Origin of the sequence: Kitasatospora sp. NBC_01539 (assembly GCF_045040525.1) — a bacterium.
Classification (GTDB): Bacteria; Actinomycetota; Actinomycetes; order Streptomycetales; family Streptomycetaceae; genus Kitasatospora.
Genome location: NZ_CP109390.1, coordinates 4,087,411 through 4,107,936, shown reverse-complemented (window position 1 = coordinate 4,107,936; position 20,526 = coordinate 4,087,411). Strand labels below are relative to the sequence as shown.

At 73.2% G+C, this 20,526-nt stretch carries 22 protein-coding genes; 18 read left to right on the top strand and 4 right to left on the bottom strand.

Annotation, left to right across the window (positions count from 1 at the left end; translation table 11 throughout):
- Positions 1 to 46: 46 nt before the first annotated feature.
- The 5 genes from OG335_RS17560 (at position 47) to OG335_RS17540 (ending at position 2,867) form a co-directional block, all read left to right on the top strand.
- A complete protein-coding gene (locus OG335_RS17560; RefSeq protein WP_405012072.1) occupies positions 47 to 718 on the top strand; it encodes a DUF2993 domain-containing protein in 672 nt (223 codons plus the stop codon).
- Positions 719 to 1,075: 357 nt separating this feature from the next.
- Positions 1,076 to 1,156 carry a putative leader peptide gene (locus tag OG335_RS17555; RefSeq protein ID WP_350637490.1) on the top strand — a complete coding sequence of 27 codons (81 nt, stop codon included), beginning with the start codon at positions 1,076 to 1,078 and terminating at the stop codon, positions 1,154 to 1,156.
- Positions 1,157 to 1,372: 216 nt separating this feature from the next.
- Positions 1,373 to 2,206, top strand: coding sequence for a sulfurtransferase (locus OG335_RS17550; RefSeq protein ID WP_405012071.1), 834 nt, complete (start codon positions 1,373 to 1,375; stop codon positions 2,204 to 2,206).
- A 34-nt stretch (positions 2,207 to 2,240) separates the two neighbouring features.
- Positions 2,241 to 2,531, top strand: coding sequence for a DUF1416 domain-containing protein (locus tag OG335_RS17545; protein ID WP_405012070.1), 291 nt, complete (start codon positions 2,241 to 2,243; stop codon positions 2,529 to 2,531).
- A gap of 63 nt (positions 2,532 to 2,594) precedes the next feature.
- Positions 2,595 to 2,867, top strand: a complete 273-nt coding sequence (locus OG335_RS17540; RefSeq protein WP_405012069.1) for a DUF3099 domain-containing protein — start codon at positions 2,595 to 2,597, stop codon at positions 2,865 to 2,867.
- Positions 2,868 to 2,878: 11 nt separating this feature from the next.
- Here OG335_RS17540 and OG335_RS17535 read toward each other — a convergent pair whose 3' ends face one another.
- Positions 2,879 to 3,241, bottom strand: coding sequence for a DsrE family protein (locus tag OG335_RS17535; protein ID WP_405012068.1), 363 nt, complete (start codon positions 3,239 to 3,241; stop codon positions 2,879 to 2,881).
- Positions 3,242 to 3,529: 288 nt separating this feature from the next.
- Between OG335_RS17535 and OG335_RS17530 the strand changes: the two genes are divergently transcribed.
- From OG335_RS17530 to OG335_RS17520, 3 genes are all read left to right on the top strand, one after another.
- Positions 3,530 to 4,114 (top strand): FABP family protein, encoded by a 585-nt coding sequence (locus OG335_RS17530; protein WP_405012067.1) that lies wholly within the window; start codon positions 3,530 to 3,532, stop codon positions 4,112 to 4,114.
- Positions 4,115 to 4,218: 104 nt separating this feature from the next.
- Complete coding sequence (locus tag OG335_RS17525) at positions 4,219 to 4,668, top strand: Fur family transcriptional regulator (RefSeq protein ID WP_405012066.1); 450 nt, start codon at positions 4,219 to 4,221, stop codon at positions 4,666 to 4,668.
- Between the two features lie 19 nt (positions 4,669 to 4,687).
- A complete protein-coding gene (locus OG335_RS17520; protein ID WP_405015434.1) occupies positions 4,688 to 5,653 on the top strand; it encodes a YgfZ/GcvT domain-containing protein in 966 nt (321 codons plus the stop codon).
- 23 nt (positions 5,654 to 5,676) lie between these two features.
- Here OG335_RS17520 and dtd read toward each other — a convergent pair whose 3' ends face one another.
- Entirely contained in the window at positions 5,677 to 6,108 is a 432-nt protein-coding gene (gene dtd / locus OG335_RS17515; protein ID WP_405012065.1) for a D-aminoacyl-tRNA deacylase, read from the bottom strand.
- Between the two features lie 344 nt (positions 6,109 to 6,452).
- On the opposite strand from dtd, the gene OG335_RS17510 reads away from it, so the two are divergent.
- The 3 genes from OG335_RS17510 to OG335_RS17500 all read left to right on the top strand — a co-directional run bounded on the left by OG335_RS17510 (position 6,453) and on the right by OG335_RS17500 (position 8,325).
- Complete coding sequence (locus OG335_RS17510; protein WP_405012064.1) at positions 6,453 to 6,962, top strand: ABC transporter substrate-binding protein; 510 nt, start codon at positions 6,453 to 6,455, stop codon at positions 6,960 to 6,962.
- 56 nt (positions 6,963 to 7,018) lie between these two features.
- Positions 7,019 to 7,969, top strand: coding sequence for an asparaginase (locus OG335_RS17505; protein WP_405012063.1), 951 nt, complete (start codon positions 7,019 to 7,021; stop codon positions 7,967 to 7,969).
- 140 nt (positions 7,970 to 8,109) lie between these two features.
- On the top strand, positions 8,110 to 8,325 hold the full coding sequence (locus OG335_RS17500) for a dodecin (protein ID WP_405012062.1): 216 nt from the start codon (positions 8,110 to 8,112) through the stop codon (positions 8,323 to 8,325).
- Between the two features lie 154 nt (positions 8,326 to 8,479).
- On the opposite strand, the gene OG335_RS17495 is transcribed toward OG335_RS17500, so the two are convergent.
- On the bottom strand, positions 8,480 to 8,971 hold the full coding sequence (locus OG335_RS17495; RefSeq protein WP_405012061.1) for an inorganic diphosphatase: 492 nt from the start codon (positions 8,969 to 8,971) through the stop codon (positions 8,480 to 8,482).
- A gap of 76 nt (positions 8,972 to 9,047) precedes the next feature.
- Between OG335_RS17495 and dacB the strand changes: the two genes are divergently transcribed.
- From dacB to folE, 6 genes are all read left to right on the top strand, one after another.
- On the top strand, positions 9,048 to 10,553 hold the full coding sequence (dacB, locus tag OG335_RS17490; protein ID WP_405012060.1) for a D-alanyl-D-alanine carboxypeptidase/D-alanyl-D-alanine-endopeptidase: 1,506 nt from the start codon (positions 9,048 to 9,050) through the stop codon (positions 10,551 to 10,553).
- 87 nt (positions 10,554 to 10,640) lie between these two features.
- Positions 10,641 to 11,807 (top strand): zinc-dependent metalloprotease, encoded by a 1,167-nt coding sequence (locus OG335_RS17485; RefSeq protein ID WP_405012059.1) that lies wholly within the window; start codon positions 10,641 to 10,643, stop codon positions 11,805 to 11,807.
- Positions 11,808 to 12,122: 315 nt separating this feature from the next.
- Positions 12,123 to 13,244 (top strand): tRNA lysidine(34) synthetase TilS, encoded by a 1,122-nt coding sequence (gene tilS / locus OG335_RS17480; RefSeq protein ID WP_405012058.1) that lies wholly within the window; start codon positions 12,123 to 12,125, stop codon positions 13,242 to 13,244.
- A 62-nt stretch (positions 13,245 to 13,306) separates the two neighbouring features.
- A complete protein-coding gene (hpt, locus tag OG335_RS17475) occupies positions 13,307 to 13,861 on the top strand; it encodes a hypoxanthine phosphoribosyltransferase (RefSeq protein WP_405012057.1) in 555 nt (184 codons plus the stop codon).
- 222 nt (positions 13,862 to 14,083) lie between these two features.
- Positions 14,084 to 16,132 (top strand): ATP-dependent zinc metalloprotease FtsH, encoded by a 2,049-nt coding sequence (gene ftsH, locus OG335_RS17470; protein WP_405012056.1) that lies wholly within the window; start codon positions 14,084 to 14,086, stop codon positions 16,130 to 16,132.
- A 132-nt stretch (positions 16,133 to 16,264) separates the two neighbouring features.
- Positions 16,265 to 16,870, top strand: a complete 606-nt coding sequence (gene folE, locus OG335_RS17465; protein WP_405012055.1) for a GTP cyclohydrolase I FolE — start codon at positions 16,265 to 16,267, stop codon at positions 16,868 to 16,870.
- Positions 16,871 to 16,975: 105 nt separating this feature from the next.
- Here the strand turns inward: folE and OG335_RS17460 are convergent, their stop codons facing one another.
- Complete coding sequence (locus OG335_RS17460) at positions 16,976 to 18,163, bottom strand: alpha/beta hydrolase (protein ID WP_405012054.1); 1,188 nt, start codon at positions 18,161 to 18,163, stop codon at positions 16,976 to 16,978.
- 445 nt (positions 18,164 to 18,608) lie between these two features.
- On the opposite strand from OG335_RS17460, the gene OG335_RS17455 reads away from it, so the two are divergent.
- Complete coding sequence (locus OG335_RS17455) at positions 18,609 to 20,453, top strand: phosphatidylglycerol lysyltransferase domain-containing protein (RefSeq protein WP_405012053.1); 1,845 nt, start codon at positions 18,609 to 18,611, stop codon at positions 20,451 to 20,453.
- Positions 20,454 to 20,526 lie beyond the last annotated feature (73 nt).

Here is a 20,526-nt window from a genome sequence, read left to right as displayed (position 1 = left end):
CTCTCCGGACGGCACGACGAGACGGAGCCAGACCCCGGGGAGAGACATGCGCGGCCTGCTGAAGCTGACGATCGGTCTGGTGGCGCTGGTCGGCCTGCTGGCCGGGGCGGACCGGATAGCCGTGGGCGTGGCGGAGGACGAGGCCGCGGACCGGCTGGCGAGCGGTGGCCGGATGTCGCAGCCGCCGAGCGTGCACATCGAGGGCTTTCCCTTCCTCACCCAGGCGCTGGCGGGCGAGTTCGACGAGGTCCGGCTGTCGGGCGAGGGCATGACCGTCGGCGACGGCAAGGAGCAGGTGGCGCTGCGCTCGTTCAGCGCCCGGCTCTCCGGCGTGGCGGTGGGCGACGGGTACCGCAGCGCCACGGTGCGCAGCGGCAGCGGCAGCGGGCTGATCAGCTACGCGGACGCCGCCCGGCTCGTCCCGGGCGCGGAGCGGCTGGAGCTCTCCTACGGCGGGCCCGGCAAGGTCAAGGCCTCCGTGATGGGCGTGTCGATCGGGCAGGGCGACGTGCACAGCAAGGGCAACACGATCACCGCGGACGGCTTCCAACTGACCGGCGTGGCGTCGCTGCTGAAGGGGCGTATGGCGGCGCTGCTGGGGCCGCGCAGCTTCACGCTGACCGAGCTCCCGGCCGGGCTGAACCTCGCCGCCGCGGTGCCGCAGCCCGACGGCCTGCAGCTCAGCTTCAGCGGCGAGCACGTCGAACTGATCGGCTGACCGGATACGGCTCCGGTTCCGGCCCCGGCGCAGGGCGAGGGCGCCTCTGCCGCTCGCCGCCGTCCGTCGGCCCGCCCGTGCCGCCGCCCGCTGCCGCCGTCCGTCGCCCCCGCGCTGCGCCCGCGTACGCCCCCGGACGGGCCTTCGGCCGCCTGTCGCGCCGTCTTGATCCGCGAGACGCGCTGTCCATCACCGGCCACGCCGCGACCGACCCGGTCCGATCGGGGTCGGGCGCGTCGGAGCGATTCCCGCGCCCTGCCTGGCGTAAAATCGGAGAATCCCAGCATTCGGGCCATTCGGTCTCACTATTCGACACAATGATGACAGCGGGCCTGCGGTGTCCCTAGCATCGACGACATGAAGCGACAGGCGGATCTCACGAAGCGGCGGGCGGTAGACCTGTGCCGCGTGTCCACCTGCCTGTGTCGAATGCGCTGACCGGGCAGCCGACGAGCCCCTGAGTCCTGCCCGACCCCGCATGCCGGTCCCGATCCGACCCGTCCACCGGGTCGGCGGCCTCCCCGGCGCCCCGATCCGACCGCGCGGCAGTCCCGCATCCCGCCGTGTCCACCATGTGGACGCGATGCCGGGCGCGACCCTGCCGGGCATCCTTCAGCAGCCTTCCGCAAACCGCCCCCGGATGGAGACACCACCATGAGCCGCAGCGACGTCCTGGTCGACGCCGACTGGGTCCAGGACCGCCTGGACGCACCGAAGGTCGTCATCGTCGAGGTCGACGAGGACACCTCCGCCTACGAGAAGAACCACATCCGCAACGCCGTCCGCATCGACTGGAAGAAGGACCTCCAGGACCCGGTGCGCCGCGACTTCATCGACCAGGCCGGCTTCGAGGCGCTCCTGAGCGCCAAGGGCATCGCCAACGACGACACCGTGGTGCTCTACGGCGGCAACAACAACTGGTTCGCCTCGTACGCCTACTGGTACTTCAAGCTGTACGGCCACGGCGACGTCCGCCTGCTCGACGGCGGCCGCAAGAAGTGGGAGCTCGACTCCCGCGAGCTGGTCGCCGCCGTGCCCGAGCGCGCCGCCACCTCGTACACCGCGCAGCCGGCCGACAGCTCGATCCGGGCCTTCCGCGACGACGTGCTCGCCGCGATCGGCACGCTCAACCTGGTCGACGTCCGCTCGCCCGACGAGTTCTCCGGCAAGCTGCTCGCCCCGGCGCACCTCCCGCAGGAGCAGTCGCAGCGTCCGGGCCACGTCCCGTCCGCCCGCAACATCCCGTGGGCGAAGAACGCCAACGACGACGGCACCTTCAAGAGCGACGACGAGCTGCGCGAGCTCTACCAGGCCGAGGGCGTGGACCTCGCGAAGGACACCATCGCCTACTGCCGCATCGGTGAGCGCTCCGCGCTCACCTGGTTCGTGCTGCACGAGCTCCTCGAGCAGTCGAACGTGAAGAACTACGACGGCTCCTGGACCGAGTACGGCAGCCTCGTCGGCGTGCCGATCGAGCTCGGCAACTGAGCTCCGGCTCGAACCGTAGGAAGGGAAGACAGACATGTGCGGTGCGAAGGCCGGCGGCCCGGACCTGGCAGGAGTTGACGTGGCGAGCGAGACCATCATCCAGGGTTCGGTGACCCGCGACGGCGAGCCCGTCAACGGCTACGTGCGCCTCCTCGACGAGGGCGGCGAGTTCACCGCCGAGGTGCCCACCTCGGCCACCGGGCAGTTCCGCTTCTTCGCCCGTCCGGGCAAGTGGACGCTGCGCGCGCTGGTTCCGGGCGCGACCATCGACCGCCAGGTCGTTGCCGCCCAGGGCGAGTTCACCGAGGTGGCGATCGCGGTCTGATCCGCGACCCTGCCCGACCGAGGCCCCCTGCGGCGCAGGGGGCCTCGGTCATACCCTGGAGGTGTGCAGGCACGCCGGCGGCACGTCCGCTACTTCGTGATGATGGGCGTCTGCCTCGGCCTCTTCGTGCTGGCGTGGGGCGTCGTCCGCTTCTGGTCCGTGCCCGCCGCGATCGGCATGTGCGTGGTGGCCATGGTCATCCCCCCGCTCGCCGCGGTCTTCGCCAACAAGCGGGATCCCGACGACGACTGGTGGAACGACCCGCGGTGGGACGACCCGCGCTGGGACCGTCCGGGCCACGACCGCGACCACCCCGACCACGAGCAGGGCCCCTGAGGGGTGCCGCGTCAGTACACCAGCGCCTGCACGCCGTCCTGCACGATCTCGCTGAGGAAGACCTGTGCGCCCGCGATGCGGACGCCCTCCACCGTGTCCTTCTCGGTGATGTCGCGCCGGGCCGCGCACTGGGTGCACAGCGTGACCGTGCCCGCGGCCAGCACCGACTCCAGGAGGTCCGGGAGCGGCGCCGCGTGGGGCAGCTCGAACTCCGCCGCCCGCCCGGGCAGGGCGAACCAGGACGACTCCCCGGTCAGCCACAGCGACACCTCGACCCCGCTGGCGACCGCGACCGCCGCCACCGTGAAGGCCTGCGAGCAGCGCTCCGGGGCATCCGCCCCGGCCGTGACCTTGATGACCAGCTTCTTCGACATGCGCCCAGCGTAGCGACGGCGTGGCGGGGCTCACCAAGACCCGGCCGGGGTGCGGCCGATAGACTCCGCAGGACGTACGTATCTGCCCGCCCGCCCGCAATGGAGCGTCCCGTGTCCGGTCTGGAAATCTTCTTCGACAGCCTGCTCGTGCTCATGGCCGTGCTGATCACCTGGTTCGCGTTCTTCTCGGTGATGAAGCTCTACCAGGGCCAGCGCTGACGCCCACTGCCGTACCGTGGTGGCCGTAGCACGAGTCCGTAGGCCCACACCGACGACAGCAGCAGGAACATGATCGAGATTCCCTCCGACCTCCACCGGGACGTCGTCCCGCTGGCCTTCCTCCTGGGTACCTGGGAGGGCGCCGGCGTCTTCGACTTCCCCGGGTCCGAGAAGTGCAACTTCGGCCAGGAGGTCGTCTTCCGGCACGACGGCCGTCCGTTCCTCGAGTTCCGCTCCCGCACCTGGGTGCTGGACGAGCAGGGCGAGAAGATCCGTCCACTGGAGAACGAGCACGCCTTCTGGCGCATCACCACCAACCAGCAGGGCACGTCCGGCGAGCGCGAGGTCGAGGTCTCGTCCGTCCGCGACGACGGCACCGTCGAGGTCTGGTACGGCAAGCTGCACGACGGCAAGCCGCAGATCGACCTCGCCACCGACGCCGTCGCCCGGATCGAGGGCGCCGCGCCGTACACCGGCGGAAAGCGCCTCTTCGGCCTGGTCAAGGACGAGCTGCTCTGGGTCGGCGAGAAGGCCGCCCCCGAGGTGCCGCTCCGGCCGTACATGTCCGCCCAGCTGCGCAAGGTGCTCAGCCCCGCCCAGCTGATCAAGGACATCAACGACCTCCCGGACGATGGGATCGCCTTCTTCCGCTGACCGGCGGCAAAGCGTTCCCCGGCCCGGTGTCGGGTGAGACAGGGACCGGCCGCTCGGCCGGTCCCTACACTTGTCGCATCACCTCGAACCGGCAGGGACACACCGTGGCGAACACCGAGACCCCCACCGACTGGAAGAGCGATCTGCGGCAGCGCGGTTACCGGCTGACACCGCAGCGCCAGCTCGTCCTCGAGGCCGTCGACGCCCTGGACCACGCCACGCCGGACGAGATCCTCGGCCACGTCCGCAAGACCGCGAGCGGCGTCAACATCTCCACCGTGTACCGCACGCTGGAGCTGCTGGAGGAGCTCGGCCTGGTCTCGCACGCCCACCTCGGCCACGGCGCCCCGACGTACCACCTGGCGGGCCGCCACACCCACCTCCACCTGGTCTGCCGGGACTGCGACAAGGTCACCGAGACCGACACCGCGATCGCGGCCCCGCTGGTCGACAGCCTCCGCGCCGAGTACGGCTTCGACACCGACCTCAAGCACTTCGCGATCTTCGGGCGCTGCGCCGACTGCACCGAAAAGCGCCACCGCCCGCAGTCGTAAGCTGGCCGGTATGACCGGTATCAAGAGCCCGCTGCTCGACCTGCCAGGTGCCGTCCCCTCGGAGGGTGCCGACGCGGGCGTCGCCGCGCACTACGGCAACATCTTCCGCGAACAGCGCGAGCTCGCCGCCGGCCGCGGCTTCGTCGACCTCTCGCACCGCGGCGTGCTCACCGTCACGGGCGCCGACCGGCTCTCCTGGCTGCACCTGCTGCTCACCCAGCACGTCAGCGCTCTGCCCCCGGGGCAGGCCGTGGACGCCCTGGTGCTCTCCCCGAACGGCCACGTCGAGCACGCGCTCTACCTGGTCGACGACGGTGCGACCACGTGGATCCACGTCGAGCCGGGCACGCAGGAGGCCCTGCTCGCCTACCTCGACAGCATGCGGTTCTTCTACCGGGTCGAGACCGCCGACGCCACCGGCGACCTCGCGGTCGTCCATCTCCCGGCCGGCTCCACCGTCCCGGCCGAGGGCGCCGCCGCCGTCCGCGAACTCCCGCACGGCCGCGATCTGTTCCTGCCCCGCGCGGAGCTGGAGAAGCTGACGGCCGGTTACGGTCCGGCGGCCGGCGTGTGGGCGTACGAGGCGCTGCGCATCGAGGGCCACCGGCCGCGCCTTGGCTTCGAGACCGACCACCGGACGATCCCGCACGAGGTCGACTGGCTGACCACCGCCGTGCACCTGCAGAAGGGCTGCTACCGCGGGCAGGAGACCGTCGCCCGGGTGCACAACCTGGGCCGCCCGCCGCGCCGCCTGGTCTTCCTGCACCTGGACGGCACCGAGGAGAAGCTGCCCCCGCACGGCACCGAGGTGCGGCTCGCCGCCGACGGCGACGGCGGCCGGGCGCTGGGCTTCGTGACCTCCTCGGCACGCCACCACGAGCTCGGGCCGATCGCCCTGGCGCTCGTCAAGCGGAACACCCCGGTCGACGCCGTGCTGCTGGCCGGCACCGTGCCGGGCACCCAGGACGTGATCGTGCCGCAGTAGGGCGGTGGCGGCCCGGGGCCGCCTCAGACCTCCAGCAGCACCGTGAACGGGCCGTCGTTCACCAGCGAGACCTTCATGTCCGCGCCGAACCGGCCGGTCTCCACCTTCGCACCCAGCGCCCGCAGCTCGGCCACCACCGCCTCCACCAGCGGCTCGGCGGCCGGGCCGGGCGCTGCGGCGTTCCAGGTGGGCCTGCGCCCCTTGCGGGCGTCGCCGTACAGCGTGAACTGACTGATCACCAGCAGCGGTGCGCCCAGCTCGGAGCAGGACTGTTCGGGGGTGCCCTCGAACAGCCGCAGCGTCCACAGCTTCCGGGCGAGCTGCGCCGCCTTCGCCGGCGTGTCCTCGTGGGTCACCCCGACCAGGACGCACAGGCCCGGTCCCTCGATCGCACCCACGCAGGCGCCGTCCACGTGGACGGCGGCCCCGGCCACCCGCTGCACCACTGCTCGCATGCCGCCATTCTGCCGGAGGCGCGCGGGGCGGTGGTGCGCGCCGGGTGGCGCACGCGTGCGCCGATGTCGGCGCAGGTCAGCGCCGAGGCGCCAATTGTCGTACCAGCCAGGGCGGTTCGCCAGGGGGGCCGTTCGGGTGCCGGGCGGTGCGCCGGGCCCCACCGGGGTGGGACGCTGTCGGACGGCCCGAGGGTGGCGGCGTGTCCGAGCGGAGCGGGAAACCGCCGTCCGGTGCCGCCCGACCGGGTGGCAGCGACGCCCGCCGGGAACCGCCGGGGGCGGCCGGTACGTGCTCACCCACGGGCCGCACCGGCACCGGGACGCAGGACATTGGCAGGTGGTGGATGGACGCGAGCGACATCGGCGGGCTGGGCCTGGACCAGCTCCGGACGCTCTGGCGGAACGCGCAGGAGCAGGAGGCGGACCTCTCCTACCTCCGCCGCCTGCTGCAGGGCCGGATGGACATCCTGAGAGCCGAGCTCGCCCGCCGCCGGGTGCCGCACGACGTCCGCCCCCAGGACCCGGCCGACCTGCTCGACCGGCTGCCGGCGATCCTCGCGGACCTCCCGTCACCGGTCCGGCGCCCCGCCCGGCACGTCACCCTGGGCCCGCCCCGCGGCGAGGAGTACCGCCGCGAGGCCGACGCGCTCATGGGCGACGTCCAGCTCGCCGACCTCGACGCCCACCCCGCCGACGACCTCCTCGCGGCCGTGGAGCGCCTCACCCGGCACGAGCGCGAGGTCTCCGGACGGCGCCAGCACCTCCAGCGGACGGCGGACGACTGCAGCGCCGAGATCACCCGCAGGTACCGTGAGGGGGAAGCACGGGTCGACGACCTGCTCACGGGGGGCTGAGGAGCGGGCGGCGGCCGGGCCACCCTCACCCAGTGCACAGCCGTCAGGAGCCATCCATGCCCCAGCCCGTCCTGCCCGCCCTCGCCGAGGTCATACGCTCCGGCTTCACCGAGGGCCGCCACCGCGGCTCCCTCGTGCTGCTCGCCGCCGACGGCACCGTCGAGTACGCGCTCGGCGCGCCGGACGAGCCGGTCTTCCCGCGCTCCACCGCCAAGCCGTTCCAGGCCGTCGCCACCCTCCGGGCCGGCCTCGTCCTCGACGACGAGCTGCTCGCGCTCGCCGCCTCCAGCCACTCCGCGGAGGCCTTCCACCGCGCCGGCGTCCGCAGCATCCTGGCCGGTGCCGGGCTCACCGAGGACGACCTGCGCACCCCGGCCGACCTGCCCCTCGACCGCGTCGAGGCCGACCTCCTGCTGCGCTCCGGCGGCGGGCCCGCGCCGATCCTCATGGACTGCTCCGGCAAGCACGCCGGCTGGCTCGCCGCCTGCGCCGCCAACGGCTGGGACACCGCCGCCTACCTCGACGCAGACCACCCCGTCCAGGTGCTGGCCCGGGAGGCCCTGGAGGAGGCCACCGGCGAGCGGGCCGCCCACGTCGGCACCGACGGCTGCGGCGCGCCGCTGCTCGCCGTCTCGCTCACCGGCCTCGCCCGCGGCTACCGCGCCCTCCTGCTCGCCGCGCCCGGCACCCCGCAGCGGCGGGTCGCCGACGCGATGCGCGCCCACCCGGAGTACGTGGCCGGCACCCGCCGGGCCGACACGTGGCTGATGCGGGCCGTGCCGGGGTCGCTGTCCAAGATGGGCGCCGAGGCCGTCCAGGTCGTCGCGCTGGCCGACGGGCGGGCGCTCGCGTTCAAGATCGACGACGGTGCGGAGCGGGCGCGCGGCCCGGTGCTGGCGGCCGCGCTGCGCCGGCTGGGCGTGGAGGACGAGGTGCTCGCGCGGATCGGCGCCGAACCGCTGCACGGCGGCGGCGCGGTGGTCGGCGAGGTCCGGGCCGCCTTCTAGCGGCCGGGCGTCCGGCGGGGGCCCGGCCCGGCCGCGTTGCCCCGGACGGCAGCTCGGCGCGCGGGCCACGGCGTCCTGCGGCACGGTGGACGAGGGACTGTCACACCACCCCCCGTCACATCATTGCTGGGAGACCCGCCATGACCGACCACGTCTACCGCGTCACCGAGATCGTCGGATCCTCCTCCGACGGCATCGACGCCGCGATCCGCAACGGCATCGACCGCGCCGCCCGCACCCTGCGCAACCTGGACTGGTTCGAGGTGACCCAGGTCCGCGGACACATCGAGGACGGCCGGATCGAGCACTACCAGGTCGGGCTCAAGGTCGGCTTCCGCCTCGACGACGCGGACTGACCCGCCGCCCCGCGGGAGCGGCACCCGGGACCGGCACCGCGCGACGCCGCCGGAGCCGCGGACGTGACGCCGCACCGCACGCACGAGGGCCGGGACGAGCAGCAGCTCGTCCCGGCCCTCGTCACGTCGGAGAACCGGGCGGGAACAGGACGGCTCAGTGGCCGCCCTGCTCCTCCAGGCGCTTGATCGAGGCGACGATCTCGGCCTCGGCCTCGGCGCGGCCGACCCAGTTCGCGCCCTCGACGGACTTGCCGGGCTCCAGGTCCTTGTAGACCTCGAAGAAGTGCTGGATCTCCAGACGGTCGAACTCCGACACGTGGTGGATGTCCTTCAGGTGCTCCCAGCGCGGGTCCGTCGCGGGGACGCAGAGCAGCTTGTCGTCGCCGCCGGCCTCGTCGGTCATCTTGAACATGCCGATGGCGCGGCACTTGATCAGGCAGCCCGGGAAGGTCGGCTCGTCCAGGATGACCAGCGCGTCCAGCGGGTCGCCGTCATCAGCGAGGGTGCCCTCGACGTAGCCGTAGTCGGCCGGGTAGCGGGTCGAGGTGAAGAGCATGCGGTCAAGACGCAGGCGACCGCTCTCGTGGTCGACCTCGTACTTGTTGCGCGAGCCCTTCGGGATCTCGATCAGGACGTCGAACTCCAAGGGTTCCTCCAAGGTAGGTACTGACAGAATCCCAGTGTCTCGCACGGCGGGGAGTGCTCGGGAAAGGGGCCGGTCGGTGAACGTGGGAGCAGGCACGGGGAGGGCGCGCGCGAGGGCGGCCGACGGGGTCGTCGCGGCCCTGCTGGCGGTGGCCGTCGCGGTGGCCGTCCCGTCCTCGGCGGCGGCCCGCCCGTCACCGGAGCCGGGCCGGAGCGGCCGGCCGGACCGGGTCGGGAGCGAGGACGGACCCCGGGGCGCGGGCGCGACCGGGAGACCGGGCACCCGCGCCTCCGGCGCCGCGCACCGGCCCGCTCCCGCCGCCGCCCCCGTGCTCGGGGTGCCGGCCGACACCGGGGCCGCGCCCACCGGCCCCGGCGTGCAGACCGCGCTGGGCGCCACCGTGCAGGACCGCGCGCTCGGCGCCCTCAACTTCGCCGTCGCCGACGCCGTCACCGGCCGCCTGCTGTACGGGTCCGGCGAGACGACCCCGGCCGTCCCCGCCTCCACCACCAAGCTCGCCACCGCCGTCGCCGCACTCGCCGTCATCCCGCCCACGACGCGGCTCGCCACGACCGTGGTGCGCGGCACCGAACCCGGCACCATCACCCTCGTCGGCGGCGGCGACCCGACGCTGACCGTGCTGCCGGCCGACCAGGTGAGGATCGGAGGGCTCCCGGTCGACCCCGACACCACGCCCGCCTCGCTCGCCGACCTGGCCGCGCGCACCGCCGACGCCCTCCGGGCGTCCGGCACCACCGCCGTCCGGCTCGGCTACGACGTGTCGCTCTACACCGGCCCGCTGCTGCACCCGGAGCACGACGCGGTGAACATCGCCGCCGTGACCCCGCTCATGGTCGACGAGGGCCGGATCGACCCCCGGTCGCCCGACGAGGCCCCGGCCCGGGTGTACGACCCCGCCGGGCAGGCGGCCGCGGCGTTCGCCGACGCGCTGCGCGCCCGGGGCATCGCCGTGGACGGCAGGCCCGTGCAGGTCACCGCCCCCGCCGGGGCGCCGACGGTCGCCGAGGTGCGGTCGCCGACCCTGCCCCGGCTGATCGAGCGGATGCTGACCACCTCCGACAACACCCTCGCCGAGGCCGTCGCCCGGCAGGCCGCGCTCGCCGCGCACCTGCCCGCGAGCTTCGCGGGCGCCGCCGACGCCACCGTCCGGGCGCTGGCCGCGCTGGACGTGCCGACCGCCGGGGTCGTCCTCAACGACGGCAGCGGCCTCAGCAAGGCCAACCTCATCCCGCCGGTCACCCTGACCGCGCTGCTCGCCCGCGCGGCCTCGCCCGCCCACCCCGAGCTGCGGCCCGTGCTGACCGGGCTGCCGGTCGCCGGGTTCACCGGCACCCTCGTCAACCGCTTCGGCGCCCGCTCCGGGGCGTCGGAGGCGGCCGGCGTCGTCCGGGCCAAGACCGGCACCCTCGCGGGCGTCAACACCCTGGCCGGGACGGTCGTCGACGCCGACGGCCGGGTGCTGACCTTCGCCCTCATGACGAAGACCGCCGCGGGCGCCTACGACGCCCGCTCCGCGGTCGACCGGATCGTCGCCAGGATCGCCTCCTGCGGCTGCCACTGACCGGCCCGCCGGACGGCCGCCCGCCGCCGCCCGCGGGCGGCGGCAGGTTCCCTCCCCACGCCGCCGTGGAACACGTACGGTGAGGGCATGACGAGCGCGAGCGGTGGAGCGGGCATGGTCGACTGGAACCTCGCGGTCGCGACCGCCACCCGGCTGGCCCGGCCCGGCCCGGAGGTGAGCCGCGAGGAGGCGGTGAAGGTCGTCGCGGAGCTGCGCCGCCACGCCCTGGAGGCCGAGGAGCACGTCCGCGGCTACACCGGGCTGCAGCCCGCCAGGCTCGCGGACGCCGAGGCCACCCCGGTCCTCGTGGTGGACCGTCCCGGCTGGGTGCGGGCCAACGTCGCGGGGTTCCGCACGATCGTCCAGCCGCTGGTCGACCGGCTCCAGGCCCGCCGCGCGGACGGCGCGGGCGCCCAGCTCGTCGGCACCCTGGGGGAGAAGGCCACCGGCATCGAGATCGGTGCGCTGCTCGCCTTCCTGTCGACCAAGGTGCTCGGCCAGTACGAGACCTTCGCGCCGGCCGAGCTGCCGCCGGCGCCGGACAGCCCGGCCGGGCTGTTCGACAAGCCGCGGCGCGGGCCGGAGCCGCCCGGGCCCGGCCGGCTGCTGCTGGTGGCGCCGAACATCGTGCAGGTCGAACGGGAGCTGGACGTCGACCCGCACGACTTCCGGCTGTGGGTCTGCCTGCACGAGGAGACGCACCGCACGCAGTTCAGCGCCGTGCCGTGGCTGCGCGACCACATCCAGTCCGAGGTCCAGGGCTTCCTCGCCCAGACCGACGTCGACCCGGGCGCCCTGCTGGAGCGGGCCCGCGAGGTGATCGCGGACGGCATCCCCGGCCTGGGCGGCCGCGGCGACGGCTCCGGGCCGACGACGCTGCTGGAGGCGGTGCAGTCGCCCGGTCAGCGCGAGGTGCTCGGCCGGCTGACCGCGGTGATGTCGCTGCTGGAGGGGCACGCGGACGTCGTCATGGACGGCGTCGGCCCGTCGGTGGTGCCGAGCGTCGCCGAGATCCGGGAGAAGTTCCAGCGGCGCCGCGACCGCGGCGCCGGCCGGCTCGACGTGGTGCTGCGCCGCCTGCTGGGGATGGACGCCAAGCTGCGGCAGTACCAGGACGGCGCGGTGTTCGTCCGGGGCGTGGTCGACCGGGTCGGCATCGCGGGCTTCAACCGGGTCTGGACGTCGCCGAACACGCTGCCCACCAAGGAGGAGATCCACGACCCGGCCGCCTGGGTCGCCCGGGTGGCGCGCTGATCCCCGGCCCGGTCCGGCCGGGACCGCCGGGCCGACCCCTGCCGGGGCCTCGTCGGAGCCGGTGACCCGGGACCGGCCGAAGGCCTTCCGGAGCCGTACAGATGCCCCCAGCCGGGCGTACGGCGCCCGAATGAACGTTTCTCCATTCACCCGTACGTGGGACGGTGGAGCCGACGCTGGCGCGCACGGCCTGACGGACCGCCGCTTTCTGCGACCATCTGTGAGCGCCCGGTGACCGTGAGCGTGCGAGGTCCCCGCCCCGCCGCCCCGGGCCAGGCCGCCCGTCCCTCCCCCTCTCCGTCAAGGAGTGCACCCGTGGGCCCTCACCCCGCCGTCGCGGCGATACGCCTCGCCGTCCGCCGTACGCTCGCCGACCTCGCCGCCGAGGCCGGCGTCCCCGCCGGTGCGCCGGTGCGCGCGCCGCAGAGCCGACCCGCCGCCGAGCTGGTGCCGTCCGGCGCCACCACCCTGATCGGCAACGCCCGCCGCCACCCGTCCGGGCTGCCCCGCACCCCCGCCGCCCCCGGCTCCCCGCTCGTGCTCGTCGCGGTCAGCGGCGGCGCCGACTCCATGGCGCTCGCCACCGCGACGGCCTTCGAGGCCCCCAAACTCGGCCTGCGCGTCGGCGCCGTCACCGTCGACCACGGCCTGCAGCCCGGCTCCACCGAGCGCGCCGACCTCGTCGCGATGCGCCTGCGCGAGCTCGGCCTGGACCCGGTCGAGGCCGTCCCCGTGCAGGTCGGCCGGGTCGGCGGCCCGGAGGGTGCCGCCCGCGACGCCCGCTACGCCGCCCTCGACGCCGCCGCCGACCGGCACGGCGCGCTCGCCGTCCTGCTCGGCCACACCCGCGACGACCAGGCCGAGACCGTCCTCCTCGGCCTGGCCCGCGGCTCCGGCTCCCGCTCCCTCGCCGGCATGCCCGCCCAGAAGGGCCGCTACCGCCGCCCCCTGCTCGAACTCGACCGGGCCGCGACCCGCCAGGCCTGCTCCGCGCAGTCCATCCCGGTCTGGGACGACCCGCACAACACCGATCCTGCCTACACCCGGTCCCGCGTCCGCCACGAGGTGCTGCCGGTCCTGGAGAAGCACCTCGGCGGCGGCGTGGTCGAGGCGCTGGCCCGCACCGCCCGGCTGTTCCGCGACGACGCCGACGCGCTCGACCAGTGGGCCGCCCTCGCCGAGCGCGACCTCCGGACGGCCGAAGGCGCCCTGGACGTCGAGAAGCTCGCCGAACTCCCGCCCGCGGTGCGCCGCCGGGTGCTCCGCCGGGCGGCACTGAGGGCCGGATGCCCGGCCGGCGACCTGTTCGCCCGCCACCTGGAGAGCGTCGACCTGCTCGTCACCGGCTGGCGCGGCCAGGGGCCGCTGCACCTACCCGGGGGGGTCGAGGCGGGCCGCAGGTGTGGCACGCTGGTGTTTCGGCGACAGGGCGACTAGCGGCAACGCGTCGCAGGGCCGCCGCCGACACAGGACCCCGAACGTTTGAGGACGTATCCCCGGTGGATCAGAACGACATGGGCGCCGACCTGGCGAAGGTGCTCATCAGCAAGGACGAGATCGACGCCAAGCTGCTCGAGCTGGCCGAGCGGATCGACCACGACTACGCCGGACGGGACCTGCTGCTCGTCGGCGTGCTCAAGGGCGCCGTGATGGTCATGGCCGACCTCGCCCGTACGCTGCACTCGCAGGTGACCATGGACTGGATGGCCGTCTCCTCGTACGGGATGGGCACCAAGTCCTCCGGCGTGGTCCGGATCCTCAAGGACCTCGACACCGACATCGCGGGCCGGGACGTCCTGATCGTCGAGGACATCATCGACTCCGGCCTCACGCTCTCCTGGCTGCTCGGCAACCTGGGCTCGCGCCGCCCGGCCTCGCTGGAGGTGTGCACCCTCCTGCGCAAGCCGGACGCCGCCAAGGTCGAGATCGACGTGAAGTACGTGGGCTTCGACATCCCCAACGAGTTCGTCGTCGGATACGGCCTCGACTACGCCGAGAAGCTGCGGAACCTGCCCTTCATCGGCACCCTCGCGCCGCACGTCTACGGTGGCTGAGGACCGTACGGGCGAAGGTCGGGAACGGCACACCGTTCCCGCCCGTTGAGGGCACGTAGGAAAGAGGTCGTGTCGTCGTGCTCCCGCCACGCGCGGGTGCTACTGCGGTACGGTCCAATGAACCGCTCTTCTCATGAGCACATACCGGATGCGCCGGCGGCCCTCGGGGCCGTGCAGCGCCGTTGAGTGGCAGGAGGGACGGGGCGGCAACGCCCCGCATGGATGGACGTCAAGCGATACTTCCGTGCGCCGATCATGTGGATCGTGCTGGCCGTCCTCGCCGTCATCGTTCTGATGCAGGTCGTCTCTGACTCGAACGGCTACAAGACGGCGTCAACCGGCCAGGTCATTGCCGCGATCAACAACCAACAGGTCAAGCAGGCGCAGATCACCACGGGTGATTCGAACCTCATCAAGATCGAGCTGAAGGACGGCCAGCAGCTCCCGGCCAAGTCCTCGGGCAAGCCCCCGAGCGGCAGCAAGTTCGAGGCGTCCTACGTCTCCGACGGCCAGGCTGCCGCCATCTCCAACACGCTGCAGGACTCCTACAAGGCGGGCCAGCTGCCCGAGGGCTACACCGTGAGCCCCGAGCGCCAGTCGACCTTCGTCAGCCTGCTGCTGTCGATGCTCCCGATCGTCATCATCGTCCTGGTCTTCCTGTTCCTGATGAACCAGATGCAGGGCGGCGGCTCCCGGGTCATGCAGTTCGGCAAGTCCAAGGCCAAGCTGCTCACCAAGGACACCCCGAAGACCACCTTCTCCGACGTCGCCGGCACGGACGAGGCCGTCGAGGAGCTCCAGGAGATCAAGGAGTTCCTCCAGGAGCCCGCGAAGTTCCAGGCCGTCGGCGCCAAGATCCCCAAGGGCGTGCTGCTGTACGGCCCGCCCGGCACCGGCAAGACCCTGCTGGCCCGCGCCGTCGCCGGCGAGGCCGGGGTGCCGTTCTACTCGATCTCGGGCTCCGACTTCGTCGAGATGTTCGTGGGTGTGGGTGCCTCCCGCGTCCGCGACCTCTTCGAGCAGGCGAAGGCCAACGCCCCGGCGATCATCTTCGTCGACGAGATCGACGCCGTCGGCCGGCACCGCGGTGCAGGCCTCGGCGGCGGCCACGACGAGCGCGAGCAGACGCTCAACCAGCTGCTCGTCGAGATGGACGGCTTCGACGTCAAGGGCGGCGTCATCCTGATCGCCGCCACCAACCGGCCCGACATCCTGGACCCGGCGCTGCTGCGCCCGGGCCGCTTCGACCGTCAGATCGCGGTCGAGCGCCCCGACCTCCAGGGCCGTCTGGACATCCTCAAGGTGCATCAGAAGGGCAAGCCGATCGCGCCCGACGTCGACCTCAAGGCCGTCGCCAAGCGCACCCCCGGCTTCACCGGCGCCGACCTGTCGAACGTCCTCAACGAGGCGGCCCTGCTGACCGCCCGTTCGGACAAGAAGCTGATCGACAACTTCGTCCTGGACGAGGCGATCGACCGCGTCGTGGCCGGCCCGCAGAAGCGGACCCGGATCATGTCCGACCGCGAGAAGAAGATCACCGCGTACCACGAGGGCGGCCACGCCCTGGTCGCGGCGGCCTCCCCGAACGCGGACCCGGTGCACAAGATCACCATCCTGTCCCGCGGCCGGGCCCTCGGCTACACCATGGTGCTGCCGGAGGAGGACAAGTACTCGACCACCCGCAACGAGATGCTCGACCAGCTGGCGTACATGCTGGGCGGCCGTGCCGCGGAGGAACTGGTCTTCCACGACCCGACCACCGGCGCGTCCAACGACATCGAGAAGGCCACCGCCACGGCCCGCGCGATGGTCACCCAGTACGGCATGAGCGAGCGCCTCGGCGCGATCAAGTTCGGTTCGGCCGACGGGGAGCCCTTCCTCGGCCGTGAGATGGCCCACCAGCGCGACTACTCCGAGGAGATCGCCGGGCTCGTCGACGAAGAGGTCAAGAAGCTCATCGAGAACGCGCACAACGAGGCCTGGGAGATCCTGGTCGAGAACCGCGACGTGCTCGACAACCTCGTCCTGGAGCTGCTGGAGAAGGAGACGCTGAACAAGGAGCAGATCGCCGAGGTCTTCTCCACCATCGTGAAGCGTCCGGCCCGTCCCGCGTGGACCGGCTCCTCCCGCCGCACCCCGTCGACCCGCCCGCCGGTCCAGTCGCCGAAGGAGCTGGCGCTCACCAACGGCGTCGCCGCCTCCTCCGTCGAGGCCCCGGCGGTGGACGTCGTGAAGCTGCCGCCGGCCGGCGACGGCTCCGCCGAGGGCTGACCGCCCGGAGCACCCGCACGGAATGAATGCCGCGTCACCGGGGTTTGTACCCTGGAGGCGCGGCATCCGTGCTGCCGGGCGCCCCGACCCGGGCACCCGTCCCGCCCACTCCCTCAGGCAAGCGAGGCCCGCATGATCGACCCGGTGACTCTCGGTGGTGAGCCCGTCGTCGGGCACTTCGACCAGAAGCGTGCGGAGAACGCGGTGCGCGAACTCCTCCTCGCGGTCGGCGAGGACCCGGACCGCGAGGGTCTGCTGGAGACGCCGGCCCGCGTGGCCCGCGCGTACAAGGAGATATTCGCCGGTCTGTGGCAGGAGCCCGAGGACGTCCTGACCACCACCTTCGACCTCGGCCACGACGAGATGGTGCTGGTCAAGGACATCGAGGTCTTCTCCACCTGCGAGCACCACCTGGTGCCGTTCCGCGGCGTGGCGCACGTCGGGTACATACCCTCGACCAGCGGCAAGATCACCGGCCTGTCCAAGCTGGCCCGGCTGGTCGACGTCTACGCCCGCCGGCCCCAGGTGCAGGAGCGGCTGACCAGTCAGGTCGCCGACTCGCTCATGCGGATCCTGGAACCGCGCGGGGCGATCGTCGTCATCGAGTGCGAGCACATGTGCATGTCGATGCGCGGCATCCGCAAGCCCGGCGCCAAGACGCTCACCTCGGCCGTCCGCGGCCAGCTGCGCGACCCGGCCACCCGCGCCGAGGCCATGAGCCTGATCGTCGCACGCTAGACGCCGTCCGGCCGCGGTGCCCGTGGCCCGGGCGCCGCGGCCCGACGCGAACGCCTGCGCGTCACGGCACTGCGCGCCACGGCACTGTGCGTCACGGCCTGCGCGTCACGGTCGGGGCTCGCGGTCCGGCGGCGGCGCCAGGTGGTCGCTCATCCACTCCAGCGCCGCCGGAAGCTCCCGCCGCCAGGTCTCGAAGCTGTGCCCGCCGTCGTCCAGGAACAGCGACTCCGCGCTGAACTCCGGGTGCTCCCCGGCGACCTGCTGCGCGGCGGCGAGGAACTGCTGGGTCGCCGGGTAGTTGTCCTCGGTCTTCGTGCTCACCACGAGCAGGGACGTGTGCGGCGCCGGCAGGTTCTTCAGCCGCCAGGCGAGGTCCGACTGCGAGGCGGCCCCGGCGTCGCCCCCGAAGAGGTCGCCGTCAGTCCAGCGGTCGTTCGGCACCTGGTAGTCCGCGTGCAGCCCGGCCGCGTAGGGGAAGGCGTCCGGGTTGCGCATCGCGAGGCGCAGTGCGCAGCTGCCGCCGGTCGAGTAGCCGAAGACGCCCCACGAGCCCGTCGAGTGGCTCACCCGGTACGCCGAGCGGAGCGCGGCCGGCACGTCCTTGGTGAACCAGGTCTCCGTCTTCGGGCCGCCCGCCACGTCCACGCACTCGGTGTTGCGCGGCGGCGCCACGGTCGGCCTGGCCATCACGATGACGGTCGGCGACATCCGCCCCGCGCGCTCCAGCTCCGAGGCCGTCTGCGGCACCCGCAGGCCCTCCACCAGGTGCAGGGACGGGCCGGGGTAGCCGCCGATGGCCATCATCACCGGGAAGCGCTCGCGCGCGTACTTCGCGATGAAGTACTCCGGCGGCAGGTAGACGAAGACCTGGTCGGACAGCCCGGACTCGGTGCCGGTGACCTTCACCGAGTCGACCCGGCCCACCTCCTCCGGCTTGCCGGCTGGCAGCACGTCCTTCACCGTCTCCAGCCCGCCCTCGGTGCTGGGCTCCACGAGCTTCTGCCCGTCCTCCGGCGCGGCCCCCGGCGCGTGCTCCGAACTCGTCAGCGCCAGCGCCGCACCGCCCGGGCTCAGCAGGTCGTTCCACGAGGTGTAGAAGCTGTACGAGTTGTTCACCGCCAGCGCGAGCACGCCCAGCACCGACACCTGAACGACCGTCAGCAGGCCGAGCCGTCCGAGCACCGCCAGCGGCCGCTGGCGGGCCAGCCGGGGCCAGAGCCAGAGGGTGGCCAGCAGCCCCGCAACCGCCGTCGCGGCCAGTGCGTACACCAGCGAACTGCTGGTCAGTTCCATGACGGCGCCTTCCATCGGGCGGTGTGTGGGCCAGGGTTCATCGTCCGTTCGCACACGGGACCGGGCCACCGGGGCTAGCCTGACCGGGCGTCGGTCGGCGGCGCCCGGTCGGGCTGCCCGGGCACACTGCAACCGAGGCCCTAGACTGCGGCGTCCCACCGTGTGTAGTGCGTGAGCCGGCGCCCCTCGGCGACGGTGCCCCAGCGTCCGAGCCCTTCACCTCTGCCACCCGCCCGTGCGACCGGCCGGCCACACCGACCCGTCCGAGGGCGGCCCCACCCGTCCCCATGCTTCCCCCGTCCGGGGAGGACCCGCTCCGGCGTGCCCGCGCGCGGACCCCTCTTGACCTGCGGATTGCCCGATCGAGGAATAGCCATGAAGGTCCATCACCACTCCTGCCGCGGCGTGACCGGGCGAGCCGCCCCAGCCCCTACGCTGAACCCCCATGAGCGTTCCCGTGTCCGTTGAGCCGTCGACCGAGCAGCCCCGCCGCCGCGGGCTGCAGACGCTGCGCACCCAGGCGGCGGCCGTCCCCCGCGTGTGGCTCCCCGGCGTGGTCGGCTACGCCTGCCTGCTGATCGGCCTGCTCGACATCTGCAGCGCCGTCTTCCCGAGGCTGCGCCACACCCGGATGCACACCTTCGCCGGACAGCTGCCGGGCATCACCACGGCCCTCGCCGCGGTCGGCACGCTCATGATCGGCATTCTGCTGGTGCTGCTCGCCCACGCGCTGCGCCGCCGCAAGCGGCGCGCCTGGCGGGCGGTCTGCGTGCTGCTGCCGGTCGGCGCGGCCCTGCACCTGCTGCGCTGGCACGAGACCGTCCCGGCGGTGGTGTCGCTGGTGCTGTTCTCGGTGATCCTGGTGCACCGCGGAGAGTTCTACGCGAAGGCCGACCCGCGCACCCGCCTCCGCGCCGTGGTCAACCTCGTGGTGATGGGCGTCTTCAGCGTGCTGCTCGGCCTGCTGATCGTGAGCGTCCACCCGAAGTCGGAGCTCGGCGACCCCACGCTCGCCCAGCGGCTCCAGGAGACGTTCTACGGCCTCTTCGGCTTCGACGGGCCGATCCGCTACGGCTCCGACCGCATCTCCGACCTCGTCGCGTACTCGCTCGGCGCGCTCGGCCTGCTCACCGCCTTCACCACCGCCTACCTGGCGCTGCGGCCGGAGAGGCCCGAACCCGAGCTGACCGCCGAGGACGAGGTGAAGGTGCGCGGGCTGCTGGCCCGGCACGGCCACCGCGACTCGCTCGGCTACTTCGCCCTGCGCCGCGACAAGAGCGTGCTGTTCTCGCCCTCCGGCAAGGCGGCGATCTCCTACCGCGTGGTGTCCGGCGTGATGCTGGCCTCGGGAGACCCGGTCGGCGACGTCGAGGCGTGGCCCGGGGCGATCAAGGTCTTCATGACGGAGGCCCGCGAGCACGCCTGGGTGCCCGCCGTCATGGGATGCAGCGAGGTCGGCGGCGAGGTGTGGACCCGTGAGGCGGGCCTCGACGCCCTGGAACTCGGCGACGAGGCCATCGTCGACACCGCGACGTTCTCGCTCGCCGGTCGGGCGATGCGCAACGTCCGCCAGATGGTGAAGCGGATCGAGCGCAACGGCTACTCCTGCCAGGTCCGCCGGGTCGGCGACCTCACGGCGGACGAGAAGCGGCAGATCGCCGACTCCGCCTGCCGGTGGCGGGGCACCGACACCGAGCGGGGCTTCTCGATGGCCCTCGGCCGCTTCGGCGACGCCGGCGACGACGACTGCATCGTGGTCACCGCCCACAAGGCCCCCGTGGATGAAGGGGCCGACCCCGGCCTCGCGGCCGTCCTGCACTTCGTGCCCTGGGGGCCCGACGGCATCTCCCTGGAGCTCATGCGCCGCGACCGCGAGGCCGACCCGGGCCTCAACGAGCTGCTCATCGTCGCCGCCCTGCAGGCCGTGCCGGCGATGGGCGTGCGCCGGGTGTCGCTGAACTTCGCGATGTTCCGCTCCGCGCTCGCCCGCGGGGAGCGCATCGGCGCCGGTCCCGTGCTCCGCGCGTGGCGGGGGCTGCTGGTCTTCCTCTCCCGGTGGTTCCAGATCGAGTCGCTGTACAAGTTCAACGCCAAGTTCCAGCCGGAGTGGGAGCCCCGCTTCCTCGTCTACAAGCAGACCCGCGACCTCCCGCGGATCGGCTTCGCCGCGATGCAGGCGGAGGCGTTCATCACGCTGGGCCTGCCCCGCATCGGCCGGCCCCGCCCCCGGCAGGGCCTGATGCCCGAGACCGGCGAGGCCCGGCTCGGATCGGTCACCGAGGCCGCCTGAGCCCGGCCCGCCCCGCACGGACGCCGTCGGCGGGCACCGCAGCACGCGGTGCCCGCCGACGGCGTCCGGCGTC